At 71.9% G+C, this 14,159-nt stretch carries 16 protein-coding genes; 10 read left to right on the top strand and 6 right to left on the bottom strand.

All coding sequences use genetic code 11. The annotated features are described in order from the left end of the window. The first annotated feature begins 228 nt into the window (after positions 1-228). The 3 genes from F5972_RS12825 (at position 229) to F5972_RS37165 (ending at position 2,082) form a co-directional block, all read left to right on the top strand. Positions 229-636, top strand: a complete 408-nt coding sequence (locus tag F5972_RS12825) for an ATP-binding protein (protein ID WP_191910081.1) — start codon at positions 229-231, stop codon at positions 634-636. A 104-nt stretch (positions 637-740) separates the two neighbouring features. Continuing rightward, a complete protein-coding gene (locus F5972_RS12820; protein ID WP_150933684.1) occupies positions 741-1,562 on the top strand; it encodes an SAM-dependent methyltransferase in 822 nt (273 codons plus the stop codon). Positions 1,563-1,848: 286 nt separating this feature from the next. Beyond that, complete coding sequence (locus tag F5972_RS37165) at positions 1,849-2,082, top strand: STAS domain-containing protein (RefSeq protein WP_191910080.1); 234 nt, start codon at positions 1,849-1,851, stop codon at positions 2,080-2,082. 31 nt (positions 2,083-2,113) lie between these two features. On the opposite strand, the gene F5972_RS12810 is transcribed toward F5972_RS37165, so the two are convergent. From F5972_RS12810 to F5972_RS12800, 3 genes are read right to left on the bottom strand one after another with little or no spacing between them, the layout of a single operon-like run. Next, positions 2,114-3,073 (bottom strand): SRPBCC family protein, encoded by a 960-nt coding sequence (locus F5972_RS12810; RefSeq protein ID WP_225311416.1) that lies wholly within the window; start codon positions 3,071-3,073, stop codon positions 2,114-2,116. Next, complete coding sequence (locus F5972_RS12805; RefSeq protein WP_150933682.1) at positions 3,070-3,399, bottom strand: ArsR/SmtB family transcription factor; 330 nt, start codon at positions 3,397-3,399, stop codon at positions 3,070-3,072. The genes F5972_RS12810 and F5972_RS12805 overlap by 4 nt, the downstream gene beginning before the upstream one ends. A gap of 51 nt (positions 3,400-3,450) precedes the next feature. Continuing rightward, positions 3,451-4,392: an aldo/keto reductase gene (locus F5972_RS12800; protein ID WP_225311415.1), complete on the bottom strand. Its 942-nt coding sequence runs from the start codon at positions 4,390-4,392 to the stop codon at positions 3,451-3,453. Between the two features lie 108 nt (positions 4,393-4,500). On the opposite strand from F5972_RS12800, the gene F5972_RS12790 reads away from it, so the two are divergent. The 6 genes from F5972_RS12790 (at position 4,501) to F5972_RS12765 (ending at position 11,182) form a co-directional block, all read left to right on the top strand. Beyond that, a complete protein-coding gene (locus tag F5972_RS12790; protein WP_225311414.1) occupies positions 4,501-5,817 on the top strand; it encodes an NUDIX domain-containing protein in 1,317 nt (438 codons plus the stop codon). A 119-nt stretch (positions 5,818-5,936) separates the two neighbouring features. Beyond that, a complete protein-coding gene (locus tag F5972_RS12785; RefSeq protein ID WP_150933681.1) occupies positions 5,937-6,374 on the top strand; it encodes a CBS domain-containing protein in 438 nt (145 codons plus the stop codon). Next, positions 6,371-7,657 (top strand): ArsB/NhaD family transporter, encoded by a 1,287-nt coding sequence (locus F5972_RS12780; RefSeq protein ID WP_150933680.1) that lies wholly within the window; start codon positions 6,371-6,373, stop codon positions 7,655-7,657. The genes F5972_RS12785 and F5972_RS12780 overlap by 4 nt, the downstream gene beginning before the upstream one ends. A 315-nt stretch (positions 7,658-7,972) precedes the next feature. Then, a complete protein-coding gene (locus F5972_RS12775) occupies positions 7,973-9,034 on the top strand; it encodes a PASTA domain-containing protein (protein ID WP_225311413.1) in 1,062 nt (353 codons plus the stop codon). Next, positions 9,031-9,630: a hypothetical protein gene (locus F5972_RS12770; RefSeq protein WP_150933678.1), complete on the top strand. Its 600-nt coding sequence runs from the start codon at positions 9,031-9,033 to the stop codon at positions 9,628-9,630. Before F5972_RS12775 ends, F5972_RS12770 begins: the two co-directional genes overlap by 4 nt. A 130-nt stretch (positions 9,631-9,760) precedes the next feature. Then, positions 9,761-11,182 (top strand): alkaline phosphatase PhoX, encoded by a 1,422-nt coding sequence (locus tag F5972_RS12765; protein ID WP_225311412.1) that lies wholly within the window; start codon positions 9,761-9,763, stop codon positions 11,180-11,182. A gap of 95 nt (positions 11,183-11,277) precedes the next feature. On the opposite strand, the gene crcB (F5972_RS12760) is transcribed toward F5972_RS12765, so the two are convergent. From crcB (F5972_RS12760) to crcB (F5972_RS12750), 3 genes are read right to left on the bottom strand one after another with little or no spacing between them, the layout of a single operon-like run. Further along, positions 11,278-11,649, bottom strand: a complete 372-nt coding sequence (gene crcB, locus F5972_RS12760) for a fluoride efflux transporter CrcB (protein WP_150933677.1) — start codon at positions 11,647-11,649, stop codon at positions 11,278-11,280. Beyond that, entirely contained in the window at positions 11,646-11,987 is a 342-nt protein-coding gene (locus F5972_RS12755; protein ID WP_150933676.1) for a DUF190 domain-containing protein, read from the bottom strand. Before F5972_RS12755 ends, crcB (F5972_RS12760) begins: the two co-directional genes overlap by 4 nt. Beyond that, positions 11,984-12,511 (bottom strand): fluoride efflux transporter CrcB, encoded by a 528-nt coding sequence (gene crcB / locus F5972_RS12750; protein WP_225311411.1) that lies wholly within the window; start codon positions 12,509-12,511, stop codon positions 11,984-11,986. The genes F5972_RS12755 and crcB (F5972_RS12750) overlap by 4 nt, the downstream gene beginning before the upstream one ends. Before the next feature lie 458 nt (positions 12,512-12,969). On the opposite strand from crcB (F5972_RS12750), the gene F5972_RS12745 reads away from it, so the two are divergent. Further along, positions 12,970-14,139, top strand: a complete 1,170-nt coding sequence (locus F5972_RS12745; RefSeq protein ID WP_150933675.1) for an ATP-grasp domain-containing protein — start codon at positions 12,970-12,972, stop codon at positions 14,137-14,139. The last annotated feature ends 20 nt before the right edge of the window (positions 14,140-14,159 follow it).

Raw genomic sequence — 14,159 nt, 5'->3', positions numbered from 1 at the left:
TGCACAGGAGCACCAATGGGAGCAGTATGACTTACTGAGTCATCCCGCCACACGGTCGACATCAACCTCATAAGGCTCTCAATGACTGGTTATCGGACAGACCGCGCTTCACTCGCAGAAGCCGATAGCGGTGCCCGTGATCCCTGGCTGGGCACGCTTGAGCAGGTCTTTCCGGATGGTGTGCGGTGGCCGTGGACCAACGGGACCGAGCCCGACGGCGCACCCCAGGTGGCGGTGCACGAATTCCACCGCGAGAGTCTCGCCGCGCGCACCGCGCGGCATTTCACCGCGGGCGTGCTGCGCACCTGGTCGATGGACGACGTCTCCGACGACGCCGCGCTCGCGGTCTGCGAACTGGTCACGAACGCCCTGCGGCACGGCCTGCGCCACCAGGCGATCCACCCCGTCCCGGTACGACTGCTGATGTTCCGCTCGGCCCGGGCGCTGCTGTGCATGGTCACCGACCCCAGCAGCGCCGCCCCGGTGCTGCGTGAGCCCGACTACGTGTCGGAGACGGGACGCGGCCTCCAGGTCGTGGCGGGGGTCAGCCGCATGTGGGGCTGGACGCCCCTGCGTCCCATGGGCAAGGCGGTGTGGGCCGGCTTCACGGCCGAGTGCTCCGGCTCGCTGCGCTGACCCACCCGGGCCTCCCCGCCCCTGTCAGGTGCTCACCCGGCTCTTCCCCTCTCTTCCGCCCGATTTTCCCCGGTAGTATCGCGGTCTGGGCTGAACGGAGGATCATGCCGGGTTTCCCCCCGGTCGAGCCAGTGGGTTTCGACCCGTCCATCCCGAACGAGGCCCGGGTCTACGACTACTGGCTCGGCGGGAAGAACAACTTCGCCGCGGACCGCAGCGCCGCGGAGATGGCGCTGCGGATCGCGCCCGAGCTGCCGATGTTGTGCCGCGAGGGGCGCAAGTTCATGCGCAGGGCCGTACGGTTCCTGGCCGAGGCCGGAATACGGCAGTTCATCGACATCGGGTGCGGTCTGCCGACCCAGGGCAACGTCCATGAGATCGCGCAGCGGTACGCCCCCGACGCCCGGGTGGTGTACGTGGACTACGACCCCGTCGTGGTGAACCACGGGCAGGCGCTGGTCGAGGACGACGAGCGCGTGGTGGTGATCCACGGCGACGTGCGCGACCCCGACGGGCTGTTCGCGCACCCGCGGCTGCGCGGGCTCGTGGATCTCGGCGAGCCCGTGGCCGTCCTGCTCGTCGGCGTCCTCTCCACCATCAACGACGACGATCTGACGCTCGCCCTCACCCGGCGGTTACGCCAAGTGATCACCCCTGGCAGCTACATCGTCATCAGCCACGCGGTCTCCGACATCCGGCCGGAGGTGACGGACAAGCTGTCCCTCCTGTTCGCCAACGAGTGGGCCGCCAAGGACGACGGCCGCACGCGCCTGCCCACACGGGCGGAAATTCCTCGGCTGTTCGGAGACCTTGAGCTGGTGGAACCCGGCCTCGTCCTGCTGCCGGACTGGCGCCCCGATCCGGGACGGCTGCGGCCGCCGAAGAACGCGGTGTGGTCGGTCGGGGGCGTCGGCCGCAAGCGCTGACGCCCCGCCCTTGTTAGATCTTCGTTGAATATTAACGAGGCTAACCATTGACAGAAGTAGCGTCAGACGACAACGCTCAGTGAATACTCCAGCTTCCCTAGGGAGGTGGGACAGCGATGATCAACGCCATGTCCTGCTCCATGACCGCCCGTCCGTACGCGGCGAGCGGTGGATCGACCACCGGCGTTCCCAGCCGGTGCACCTCGTGACCCCCGCCGCGGATCAGTGCGGAGTTCTCTACACAGACACCTATCTCAGCGTCAGGTGGTCCCCGGCGGACTCTTCGGTGATCATCGCTGGCGAGGTCGACGTCTCCAACAGCGAGGCCCTGGCGAGCGCGCTCACCGCGGCGAGGAAGGCGAGCGGCGAGATCGTCATCGACACGGGAGACCTGCGGTTCATCGATCTCGCGGGGCTGCGGGCCCTGCTGGCTCCCGCCTCCTTCGTCACGCACGACGCCGTACGGCTGCGGAACGTGCCGCCGTACCTGGGCCGTCTGCTGAGGATGCTCGACTACTGACGACGCGCGGCGCCTGAGGTCCGCTCCGGGTTCAGCCGACGAGGTCGCGCGCCAGCGTCTCTATCCGGTCCCGCCACGCCTCCAGCACGGAGGCACGGCCGGTCGCGCCGGTGTCCGTGACGACCAGTCGCGCGCCGTGCCCGGTGCCCCGGGACAGCTCCCAGCGCACCCGTCGTCCATCCCCTTCCGCGGCAGGGCCGGGTCCGCCCGGTCCCGCGTCCGGCCGCGCCGGTGCGACCGTGAACTCCACGTACGCCGGCGCCTCCGCGCCGGGCGCGGCGCCCGGAGCCCCCAAAGCCCCCTGAGCCCCCGGCGTACGGACGGCCGTGACGGTCCCCTCGCCGAGGCGGTCCGGCACCGGGGCGCCGATCCTCGCCTCGGCGGCCCCCGCCACTTTCCAGACCTCCTCGACCGGCCGCGTGAGCTGCCGCTCGAACCGAACCCGCCGGCCGTCCGTCCCGTCGGCGCGTCCGTCCGCTTCCTCGGCCACTCCCTCAGCGAGCCCGAGCGCCTCCACGTACGCCTGATGGAGCTCCGGGAAGTTCCCCTCCGGCCACTCGGGTGACCTTCCTGCGACGACCGCCTCCAGGGCGCCGAGGCACACCTGCCATCCGGAGGCGTAACTCGCGGCGGCCGGGCGGTCGTCGAAGACCTGCGTGAAGACGAGCAGGCAGCCACCGTCCTCCTCGGGCGACAGCTCGAAGCGCAGCAGGTTGTCGCCCTCGCGCGGCGCCTCCGGCGTGGAGCGCTGGACGAAGGCGAACACGCGGGGCGGGTCCAGCTCGGTGATCTCCGCGTCCAGCGTCATGCCGCCGCCGAATCTGATCTTCCCGCCCACCCGCAGGTCCATCTCGTCGACCGTGAACGGGAACCACCGGCCGAGCCGCTCGGGCTCGGTGATCGCCCGCCAGACCTTCTCCCTCGGGTGGGACAGCCTGCGCTCCATCCGCAGCACCGGCCGTCCGTCGAGCTCGTCGAGCGTCGCCTTCACTTCGTCTCCTCCGGGTCGTCGTCGGGCGCCTCGTCCAGATGTCTCTCCAGCGCGTCGAAGCTCGCCGACCACAGCCTCCGGTACGGCGCGAGCCACGCGTCGATCTCGGCGAGCGGCTCGGGGCGGAGCTCGTACCACCGGCGCTGGGCGTCCCTGCGCACGCGGACCAGCCCGGCATCTCGCAGCACCTTGAGGTGCTTGGAGGTGCCGGGCTGGGTCAGGCCGAGCCGCTCGGTGAGCTCCCCGACGAGACGGGGGCGTTCGAGCAGCAGGTCGAGGATCCGCCGCCGCACGGGCTCGGCGAGCACGTCGAAAGTCGCTGGCACGGCCCCGAACATACCCGCTCAGCTATATTCCCGCAAGGTTATGTAACGACGTCACGTGCCTGAGAGGATCTCGTCGAGCTCCTTCAGCGCCGTCTCGTCCGGCCGCCAGGCGGCGGCCGCCGCGTTGGCTTCGACCTGCTCCGGCCGGGTCGCGCCCGCGATCACCGACGACACGGCGGGCCGCGCGAGCAGCCCCCCGATCGCCACGTCGAGCAGGGTCACGCCCTGCCGCCCGGCGAACTCCCGCAGCCGCTCCACCACGTCGAACCGCTCATCGGTCAGATACTGCGGGCGCCCGGCGAGGCGGCTGCCCTCCGGCGGCTGCTCCCCGCGCCGGTACTTGCCGGTCAGCAGGCCGTTGGCGAGCGGGAAGTACGGCAGCAGGCCGATGCCGTGGTGGGCCAGCGCCGGGACGAGCTCCTGCTCCACCCGGCGGTCCAGCAGGCTGTACTCGTTCTGGGCGCTGACGAAGCGCTCCAGGCCCCCGGTGCGGGCGATCCAGTCGGCGTCGGTGACCTGCCAGGCCGCAAAGTTGGACGAGCCGAGATAGCGGACCTTCCCCTCCCGCACCAGGTCCGTGAGCACCGACAGGGTCTCCTCGACCGGTGTGGACGGGTCGGGGAAGTGCAACTGGTAGAGGTCGATCCAGTCGGTCCTGAGCCGCCGCAGCGACCGTTCGACCGCCAGACGGACGTAGCGCCGCGAGGCCCGCGCGCCCCAGTCGGGCCCGTTGGCGCCCTGGACGTCCCCGCCGAACTTGGTCGCGAGGACGACCTGGTCGCGCCGCCCCTTCAGCACCTCGCCGAGCAGGGACTCCGACTCGCCGTAGATGTCGGCGGTGTCGATCAGCGTGACGCCGGCGTCGAGCGCCGCGCCGACCACGGCCCGCGTGGCGTCGAGGTCGATCCTGCGGCCGAAGTTGTTGCCGCCGAGGCCGACGGCCGAGACGACGAGCCCCGAGTCCCCCAGCCGCCGGTAGGTCATCTCCGTCATCGTTCCCTCACAGTCGTCGGCAGCGGAAGCATCACCTCACCGTATTCGGGGCCGTCAGAGAGGCCGTCCGGGGGGCGGGCGGCGGACGCCCGCGAGAGGATGCCGGGCATGACCACCGTGCGGCACGCTGTCCGGGCCATCCTCTTCGACGGCGACGACGTCGTCCTGTTCCGCCGGGTGCGCCCCGAGCGCGAGCCGTACTGGGTCACGCCGGGCGGCGGGGTGGAGCCGGGCGACCCCTCCCTGGAGGCGGCGCTGCGCCGCGAGCTCGACGAGGAGCTCGGCGCCACGGCGGGACCGGCGCTGCACGTGTTCACCCTCGCCGAGCCGGGCCGCCTGAGCACCGTCTTCGCCTGCCGGCTCGTCTCGCTCGACCTGTCGCGCCGCAGCGGCCCGGAGTTCCTCGAACCGGACATCGGCCTGCACCAGGTCCGGCGGGTCCGCCCCGCGGACGTGCGCACGCTGAACGTGGTGCCGCCGGAGCTGGGGGAGTTCATCTCGGCGAGCGCCGCCACGCTGCCCGCGCTGCTCGACGCCGCGACGTACGCCCCGGGCCGGTACCGGCCGGTCGTGGACGTGCACCTGCTGGTGACGGACGGGGACAGGGTGCTGCTCGGCCGCCGCCACGGCACCGGGTACGCCGACGGGGAGTGGCAGATCATGCCGTCCGGGCACCTGGAGGAGGGGGAGACCGCCGTGGACGCCACGGTCCGCGAGGCGCGCGAGGAGCTGGGCATCGAGCCGTACGGCTGCGAGGTGGTCCACGTGATGCACCATCGCAACCCGGGCGGCACGGCCCGGGTCGGGCTGTTCCTCGTGCCTGGGGGATACACCGGCACGCCGGTCAACGCCGAGCCGCACAAGTGCGCGGAGCTGGGCTGGTTCCCGATGGACCGGCTGCCCGAGCGGACGGTGCCGTACGCGCGGGCCGGCGTCGAGGCCGTGCGCCGCGCGCTCGCCCACGGCGGGACGGCCGCCCGCTCGAACGGGTCCGGCCCGCCGGTCTTCTCCCTGCACGGGTGGGAGACGCCGGGCGCGGCGGAGGCGGCGGCCGAGGCGGCGCGGTCCGGGTTCGAGGAGGTCACGGTCTGTCTCGTCGGCTGGCTCGACGGCACGCCGCTCGTGCGGTCCGACGAGGAGACCGACCGCCTGCCCGCGACGGTCGTACGGCCGGGGGAGGACGTCGAGGCGGCGCTGGCGCGGATCGCGCCCGTCGGAGCGGCCGGGGAGACGTGGTTCGCGGGCGCGGACGACTACGTCTCGCCGGACGGGCGCCCCGGGCGCCGGCTGGCCTTCGCCGCCCACCTGACCACCGCGCCCGAGGGCATGGTGCCGCTGCCGGCGGGATCGCTCGGCCGTCTCCCGTACGCCGAGGGGGCGTTCGTCCGCTCTTCGGGACTTCTGTCCGGCGTGTCCGACCGATAGCCTGGTCCGGGGCGTGCCGGGAAGTCTGGTCGGCGAAGGGGTCTCCCATACCCGGGAGGCCGGACCGCCGACCGGAAGGCAGACGTGAGCACAGCCGTACGTCGTGGGCAGGTGAGATCATGCGCGCCCGGGATCTCCTAGTGCCGTTCCCCACGGTGGGGCTCGACTCCCCCGTGGCCGAGGCCGCGCGTCTCATGGCCGAACGCGAACTGCCGGGGCTGATCGTGCTGGACGAGCGCGGCACGCCGGTGTCGATCCTGCCGGGCACGCAGGTGCTGCGCCTGGCCGTGCCCCGCTACTGCCAGGACGACCCCGCGCTGGCCCGGGTGATCGACGAGGCGCACGCCGACGCGTTCGTGCGCGCGCTGGGCGAGCGCACGGTCCGCCAGGCGCTGCCGGAGCGTCCGCGCGAACTGCCGGTCACCGACCCGGACGCCACCCTCCTGGAGATCGGCGCGTTGATGGCCCGCACCCGCAGTCCCCTGGTCGCGGTGCTGGACGGCGGCCGCCTGCTGGGCGCGGTCACGCTCTCCGCGCTGCTCAAGCGGCTCGCATGACGGTGACCGCCTGGGTGGCGACGATCGTCTTCGCCGCCACGTACGTCCTCATCGCGACTGAGAAGATCCACCGGGTCAAGGCCGCCCTCGGCGGCGCCGCGATCATGCTGCTGGTCCACGCGACGGCGGCCGGCTCCGCGTTCTTCTCGCAGGAGTCGGGCGTGGACTGGAACGTCGTCTTCCTGCTGCTCGGCATGATGGTCATCGTCGGCGTGCTGCGGCAGACCGGCGTGTTCGAATACCTGGCCATCTGGGCCGCCAAGCGCGCCAGGGGACGGCCGTTCCGGCTCATGGTGCTGCTCCTGGTGATCACGGCCCTCGCGTCGGCGCTGCTGGACAACGTCACGACCGTGCTGCTGATCGCGCCGGTGACGTTCCTCGTCTGCGAGCGCCTCGCCCTGCCGGTCGCGCCGTTCCTGATCGCCGAGGCGATGGCGTCCAACATCGGCGGCACCGCGACGCTCGTCGGCGACCCGCCGAACATCATCATCGCCTCCCGCGCCGGGCTGACCTTCAACGACTTCCTCGTCCACCTGGCGCCGCTGGTGATCGTGCTGACGGCGGTGTTCATCGGGCTGTGCCGGGTGCTGTTCCGCAGCGCCTTCCGGTACGACCCGGAACGGGCGGCCGAGATCATGCAACTCGACGAGAAGGCGGCCATCGAGGACCGGGTCATGCTCGTGCAGAGCCTGTCCGTGCTCGGGGTGGTCATCGCCGCGTTCGTGCTGCACCCGGTGCTGCACTACGAGCCGTCCGTCGTGGCGCTGCTCGGCGCGGGGCTGCTCGTGCTGGTCACCAAGATTACCACGGACGAGGCCCTGCGCGAGGTGGAGTGGCCGACGCTGGTGTTCTTCGCCGGGTTGTTCGTGATGGTCGGGGCACTCGTCGAGACCGGCGTGATCGCCCAGGTGTCGCAGGCGGCGGCGGAGGCGACGGCCGGGCGGCCGGGCGTGACGACCATGGTCCTGCTCTGGGCCTCGGCCGGGCTGTCGGCGATCGTGGACAACATCCCCTACGTCGCCACGATGAGCCCGATCGTGGCCGACCTCGCCCAGCACGTGCCCGGCGACCACAACGTCCTGTGGTGGGCCCTCGCGCTGGGCGCGGACCTCGGCGGGAACGCCACCGCCGTCGGCGCCTCCGCCAACGTCGTCATCCTCGGCATCGCCGAGCGCAACGGCGCGCGCATCAGCTTCTGGGAGTTCACCAAGTACGGCCTGGTGGTCACCGTCGTCACCGTGGCCCTGGCCACGCCGTACCTCTGGCTGCGGTATCTGCTCTGAGCCCGGCTCAGCGGAGCCGGCCTGCGGAAAGGCCACGGGGCAGGAGCAGGGGCAGCAGCAGGGGGCAGCAGCAGTGGGCAGCGTGTGCGTTTCGGCCTGATTGCGGAAAACCGCGTCCCCGGTCCGCTCACCGGACCGGGGAATTGCGCTCGGGAATATGAGTAGGGGGATACTCAGGCGAGCCGGCCGCGATTCGTCGTAACACTTCTTCGAGAAGCCCTTCGTTCGGGAAGCCCGCCCCCGTTCCCTTCGGACAACCCCGGGCGACCCGGACCCGTTCCCTTCGGACACCCCCGACCCGTTCCGGAGACGATGATGCCGGTACGCCTGATCGTGGCCCTCGCCGTCGCCGCCGCCGCGTTCTGGGCCACGCCGGCGCGGGCCACGAGCTGCCCGCCCCCGCCCGACGTGACCGGTCAGACGTACGAGCAGGCGTACGCGACGCTCAACGGCCGTTTCGGCTACGCGGTCGTGACCGTGCCCGATCCCGTGCCTCCCGGGACGAGTTACGTGAGCAGCGCGGAGACGGCGTCGTGCATCGAATTCAAAATCACGAGGGTCCGGGTCCATCTGGAAGGACAGGTGCCCGACCTGACCGGGATGACGCTGACCGCGGCCACCGCCGAAGCGGAGAGGGCCGGGTTCGGCGTGACCACCCGGCAGCCGGAGGCCACCGGCGACTGGAAGGTCGCCCAGCAGACTCCCGCGCCCGGCGGGCGGCTCGCCTACGGGCAGGCCGTCGACCTGCTCCTCGACGGCTCGACCGAGGTGCCGTACGTCATCGGCCGCACGGTCGCGGAGGCGCGGCAGATGGCGGCGGACCGGGGGCTGACGCTCAGAGGGGCGGACGACGCGCGCGACGACCAGATCGTCGAGGACCAGAGCCCTCCCGGCGGAGGCGAGCTGACCATCGGCGACGCCATCGACGTCGTCCTGAGCGAAGTGTCCCCCGTGAGCCCGTCCGTGAGCCCACCGGTAAGCCCAGCTGTGAGTCCACCGGCGAGCCCGGACGGCAGTCCCGCACCGAGTCCACCGGAGTCGCCAGGGTCGGAGGAGTCGCCCGAGGCGAGCCCCGAGGTGGTGCCGACGGCCGGGCTCTCCGGCGAGGAGACGGGCTCCGACTTCGGTGTGCCACCGGGGCTCGCCGTCGTCGTGGTCGCCGCCGCGCTCCTCGCTCTCGTCGTATGGCTGGCCCAGGGCGGCCGGCGCGCGCCTGACCGGGACCACGACCGTCGCCGGGAGGTGCGTCTCATCTCCCGCGCCGACCCGTCCCCGAACGTGCGGATCCACGAGAGCCGCGATCCCGGCCCGGCGGCCGTACGCCTCCACGCTGTCGCGGACCCGGGCCGGCAGGAGATCCGGGAGGGCCTGTCTTGAACCTGACCGTCAACCCGAATCCGGGCACGGCCGCCCTCGCGCTCTATGACGGCGCGCGCGGCGCGGTGGTGGCGGCGGCCAGCGTCGTCCGCGACCCCCAGGTGATGAGCACGATCTGCCGCGACGCCCCGGACATCGCCGGGCAACTCGTCGCTCAGCTGCCCGAGGCCGGCGCCCGCCTGCTCCACGGGATCACCCTCGGGAGGGTCCTGGCGGCCGGGTGGCAGAAGTCCCGCGAGCTGCGGGCCGCCGCGGTGCGCAGTCACGAGGAGGGCTTCCGCGGAAAGACCAACCAGGTCCTTCTGGCCGCGCACTCGATCACCTCGGAGCACCGCCCGTACGTCGAGGTCTACGCCGGCGAGCGCAAGGTGCTCACGATCACGTTCTCCGTCGACCTGACGTTCACGATCGGGCTGCTGTACGCGGGAATCCGCGACGGGCGGCTGGTGACCCTCCATCCCGGCGGGGACTGCGAGGTCGCGGTGAGCTGGGGGATGGAGGGATTCAAGATCGGCGAAAGGAAGGCGCCGATCCGCGTCCCGGCCGTCGCCGTTCCCCTCGGCGGGGGAATCCTGCTGGCCCGGCCACCCTTCTGACCACGTCTCCGGCCGGCCCGCGGTCGCGATCGTCAGGCACTGGTCACCCGTGCGTACCGATGACGAAAGGAAACGTTCAGCCTGACGGAATTTGATCGCATCGCCTGCTGTATGCACGAAAGGTACGTCTGTGAGTTCCTCCCTTTCCCGCCGCGATCTCATGCGTTCGGCCGCCGCCGGCGGCCTCGGCATCGCCGTCGCGGGCAGCATCGAGGCCATCGCCGGTCCCGCGGCCGCCCAGGCCGCCCAGGCCGGGGTCGGCAGGACGACCGGGTACGGGCCCGTCGTTCCCGACCCCGCCGGTCTGCTCGCCCTGCCGAAGGGCTTCTCGTACAAGATCGTCGCCCAGGCCGGGACGACGAAGCTGGAGTCGGGCGAGCCGACTCCGAGCGACGCCGACGGCACCGGGTGCTTCGCCGGTCGCGACGGCTGGGTCCTGGTGAACAACCACGAGATCAACGGCAGCGAGCCGTACGGCGTGCCCGCCCTGCCCGGCCTGACCTACGACCCCGGCGCCAAGGGCGGCACCACGAACATCGAGGTGGACCGGAACGGCAACCGGGTCCGGGAGTACGTCAGCGTCGCGGGCACGCACAACAACTGCGCGGGCGGCATCACGCCGTGGAACACCTGGCTGACCTGTGAGGAGACCGAGCAGCGGGCCGGGGGCGTGTACCAGAAGGACCACGGCTACGTCTTCGAGGTGGACCCGTTCGACCGGGCGGCCAACCGCGACCCGGTCCCGCTGAAGTTCCTCGGCCGCTACTCGCACGAGGCCGTCGCGGTCAACCCCCGCAACTCGGAGATCTACCTGACCGAGGACGCGAGCGGCCCGAACGGGCTCTACTTCCGGTGGGTCCCGCCGAAGCACTTCCACGCCCGCAAGGGCGCGCTGCGCGCGCTCGCGCTCGGCCCCGGCGGCGACACCGCGGGGAAGCTGCAGGCCATGCGGTGCCGCAAGGGCAGCAAGCACATCGCCGACCTGTCCGAGGCGACCCAGCCGGGCACCCGCTACAAGGTCGAGTGGGTCGACGTGCCGGACCGGGACGCCAAGACCACCTCGGTGCGCAAGCAGTTCACCGACGACCAGGTCACCCGCAGCCGCAAGCTGGAGGGCGCCTGGTGGGGTGACGGCGGCGCGTACTTCGTCGCCAGCTACGCCCGGCACGACGACGGCAGCAAGAACGAGCACGACGGCCAGGTCTGGTTCTACGACCCCGAGTCGGAGACCGTCACGCTCAAGACGATCTTCGGTGTGAACCCCGACCCGGAGCAGGACACCCACTACGACGGGCCGGACAACATCACCGTCTCGCCGTACGGCGGGGTCATCCTGGCCGAGGACGGCGAGGGCCTGTCGCACCTGGTCGGCGTCACCGACAAGGGCACCCCCTACCCGATGGCCCGCAACGAGCTCAACGACAGCGAGTTCACCGGCCCGACGTTCAGCGCGGACGGGCGCATCCTGTTCGCCAACATCCAGACCCCGGGCTACGTCTTCGCGATCACCGGTCCCTGGACCCAGAAGCACGACGGGCACGGACACCACTGACCTGCCTGATGCGCTCCACCCCACCCTCCGGGTGGGGTGGACGTGTTTCCGGGCTGTTCTTCGCGGGCTCACCGGGCGGGGCCGAGCGGGCCGGCTCAGGCGAGCAGGTGGGCGAGGCCGAGCCCGGCGGCGGCGGCGAGGACGCCGAGAAGCAGGCTGCCGAGCGCGTTGAGCGCGGCCTGCGCGGCCGAGCCCTCCTCCAGCAGGCGCACGGTCTCGAAGCCGAACGTGCTGAAGGTCGTGAGCGCCCCGCAGACACCGGTGCCGAGCAGGGCGACCGCGGGATCGGGCAGGCCGAGGCCGTCCCGCGCGCCGAGCAGCAGCCCGAGCACGAGCGACCCCACCAGGTTCACCGTCAGCGTCCCCCAGGGGAAGACGCTGTCGTGCAGGCGCTGCACCAGCCGGTCGGTCAGATAGCGGGCGGGGGCGCCGATCGCGCCGCCGAGGAAGACGAGCAGCAGGGTCACCGCTCCGTACGCCCCACGTAGCGGTAGACCTCCACGGGATCGACGATCACGAGGCCCTCGGTGACCAGTTCGTCCAGCTCCGTCATGAACGCGGCGATCCGCTCCGGGGCGTCCACGACGACGACGGCGACGGGCAGGTCCTCGCTGAGCGACAGCAGGCGGCTGGTGTGGATGAGCGAGGAGGCGCCGAAGCCCTCGATGCCGCGGAACACGCTCGCGCCGGCGAGCCCTCTCTTGTGCGCCCGGTGCACGATCTCGCTGTACAGCGGCCGATGACGATACTGGTCGGTCTCGCCGACGAAGATCGTCAGGCGTTGCGCCGGGCCGTGCAGCCTCATTGACTCGTCTCCTTGCCGTGCCGTACGGGGAGGCCGGCCACGGCGCGGGCCAAGGTGGCCCCGCACCAGACCGCGGCCAGACCGGCGACCAGGCTGCCCGCCGCGTACGCGACGGCCGTCGTCCAGCCGCCGGCTGACATCCTTCCCACGATCTCGGTGGTGAAGGTGGAGAACGTGGTGAACCCGCCGAGGAACCCGACCCCGAGGAACGGGCGCACGTAGCGGCGCGGGGGCCAGACGGACAGCACGAAGACCATCAGCGCCCCCAGCGCGAGGCAGCCGGTGACGTTGACCAGGAACGTCGCCCAGGGGAACCCGGAGGGCGGCGCGGGCAGGGCCCGGCCGGCCAGGTAGCGGGCCACGCTGCCGGCCCCGCCGCCGACCGCGATCATCGCGAGCACATCCCAGCCACGGCGGCGCGCGGGGGCCGCCAGGCGGAAGACGTCCCGATCGCGCCGCAGGTCCACGTCGGGGTCGATCGGCAGCTCGGCCTCTTCCCGATCGCCGCGTACGCGCCGGCTCACGCCGTCCTCCTCGTCCTGGTCACCCGGCCTCTGTGCCGGGTTCCCTCCGTCCGTGGATCCCGTACGCCGGTCGCGACGGGGGCGCGACGGGGGCCGGTCCGCACGAGTGGGTCCCAGTCTACGCACCGGGCCGGAACGGCCGCCGTGGCCGCCGGGTCAGCGGGCTATGTCCCTAAACAGGAATTTCTCCGGACCACAAATATCATGTTACGGAGAGCTGGTGAGCGGGACATCCGAAAGCCGTCACTTTCCGGAAGCCGACACCATCCGACCTGGACAAACAAAGAAATCCGACATATAGCAATTACTTAAACAATCGGCCATATATGGTTCTATTGACATTAAACCGCGGCCCCCGTTGACTGGTTCAGTGTGGGCGGGATAGCGAGAACGAGGCCGGTGGAGGCGCCACCGGGGGGATCTTACGGATCCGGGCCGCGCACGACTGCGGTCCCGCCTTGCTGAGCGCCGCCGGAGACGCCGGCACACCCGACCCGGGCCGATCGTACGACCCTCCCCTCACCGTCGACCTGCGCGGAACGCCGGGATCGGTGTCGTGGCGGCCAGCGGACAGCGAACTGCACATCGAGCCGGGCACCGGGCCGGACGCGGGGGTCCTGCCCTGCGTCGTGCTGGCCGACCGCGCGGGCTGCGCGGAGTTCGCCGTGCTGCAGGACACCCTGCATCACCTCGGCGTGCCGAGCGTGCGCGTCGACGCCGAGACCATCGCCTCGCTGCGGCTGTCCACCGCTGTCACCGGTGACACGGGCGGGATGAGCGCAGTGCTCGACCTGGACGGCCGCCGCATCATGCCGACCGTCGTGTGGGCGCGCCACTTCTCGCCCAGGGCCATGCCCGCGACTGCGGACGCCGTGGAGACCCTGCTGCGGGCCGAGTCCTGGCACGCGCTGGTCCGCCAGCTCTGCTCGCTGGCCCCGGCGAGCCTGCCGGGCAACCGGCCCGGCCGCCTGGAACAGCTCGCCGGTGCGGCGAGGGCCGGGGTCCGCGTCCCGCGTACGGTCGTCACCACCAGCCCGGCGGAGGCGGCGGCCCGCCTGCCGGGGCCCAGGGTGGTCGTCAAGGTCGTCGAGGAGCACTTCGTCGAGACCGAGCCCGGGCTCCTGACCGGGGTCCTCCCCGAGATCGCGGCCCGCGAGGAGGTGCTGCGCCGGCCCGCCCTCGACTACCCCGTCATCGTGCAGGAGCACATCGAGCACGACGCCGAGCTGCGGGTCTACCACGTCGCCGGCGGCCTGCACGGGTACGCCGTCGGCAAGCGCTCCCCCGACTCGCCGTGGCGCGAGGAGGGCGAGGTGACGGTCGCCCCGGTCGCCGTGCCGCCCGCGGCCGCCGACGCCGTACGGCGGCTCGCGGCCCTGTGGGGGATGACGTACGGCGCCTTCGACCTGCTGCTGAGGAAAGACGAGGTGGTGTTCCTCGAAGTGAACCCGGACGGCGACTGGCGCTGGTTCGAGGCGAAGGCCGGGGGACACGCGGTCTCCACGGCCGTCGCGCTCGCGGCACGAACGCTCCATCTGGCGGCCCTGGGCAACGCCGTGCCCCCGGCTCCGCTCGACCTCGTCGACTTCCTCCTCCTGGGCGCCCGGAGAGCCGGTTCCGTCCGGTGACCGGGACCGCCGCGGAGACC

It is taken from the genome of Microbispora cellulosiformans, assembly GCF_008728085.1.
Classification (GTDB): domain Bacteria; phylum Actinomycetota; class Actinomycetes; order Streptosporangiales; family Streptosporangiaceae; genus Microbispora; species Microbispora amethystogenes.
The sequence above is the reverse complement of the archived record's forward strand: the minus strand, read 5'-3'. Positions and strand labels throughout refer to the sequence as shown.